We start from the raw sequence: 1,017 nt of genomic DNA on the forward strand, positions 1-1,017 counted from the left end.
CGTCGCGGCGCTGCGCATCGGCCGCGCCTGCCTGCCGGCCGGCGTTGACGTACGAGCCCTGCACCTTGAGCTCGCCGCTTCGGGACGCGGCCCTGCTGTCGCTGCCGCTGCTACTGTCGGTGTCAACGTAGGCCGTCACGCCCAAGGTATCAAGCACCTGCGTGACGGCTTGCGCCTGGCCCGCGCCGAAGCTGATGTCGCCCCCCGCCTGCACCTCGCTGCCGCGCACCGTCTCGTGATACGCGTCGGTGGTGTGTTTGAGCGTGCCGCCGAACGACTTGCCCTCGAAGCGGTGCGTGTCCTTGACCGCGCCCACCGTGACGTCGCGCGCCGCCGCGACGGTGGTGTCGCCGCCCGACGCGAGGGTCGAGCCCAGCAGCGCCGCATCGCGGCCCGCGACCACCGTCACGCTGCCCTGTGCGTCGATCGATGTGCCCAGATGCTCGCGGCGCTCGGTCCAGCCGGTGGCATCAACTACGCTACCTGCGCCACCTGCGCCGTCGCCCCGGCTGCCGAACGTGTGCTCCAGCGCCGTGGCGCCTATCACCACGTCGCGGCCCGCCGCCATTTGCGCGTCGCCTCCGGCGCTCACCTGCGCGCCCTCGAGCTTTGCGTCGCGCTGCGCCACCAGCTGCAACGCTTCATCCGCGTGGATCGCCCCTGCCCCGTCGATGAGCGTGTTCGACACGGCATTGGTCTGCCCTGCACGCCCGGATGCCTGCGCGATGCGGCGCGTCTTTGAGCCGACCACCACATCCCGCCCCGCGCGGATGTCGACACCTCTGCCCGCGATCTCGCCGCCGAGGTTCACCACGTCGCGCGCGGCGCGCACCACCACGTTGCCCCTGATGCCTTGCCCGCCCTGTGAATTCTCGGGCCCCGCCGAGCCCCCCGAAACCAACGAGCCCACAGAAGCTATCGCGCCCGTATTCACCACGTCGCGCGCGGCGACGTTCACGTTTGTATCGCCCGCGATCCGGCCGCTGTTGGTCAGCGCGTCCTGCGCCTCGATCAGCA

At 71.2% G+C, this 1,017-nt stretch carries 1 protein-coding gene; it reads right to left on the reverse strand.

Annotation, left to right across the window (positions count from 1 at the left end; all coding sequences use genetic code 11):
* On the reverse strand, positions 1 to 1,017 hold a 1,017-nt coding region (locus PTE30175_RS27990), incomplete at both ends, for a hemagglutinin repeat-containing protein (RefSeq protein ID WP_191629256.1).

Source organism: Pandoraea terrae (assembly GCF_902459695.1).
In the GTDB taxonomy this organism is placed as follows: Bacteria; Pseudomonadota; Gammaproteobacteria; order Burkholderiales; family Burkholderiaceae; genus Pandoraea; species Pandoraea terrae.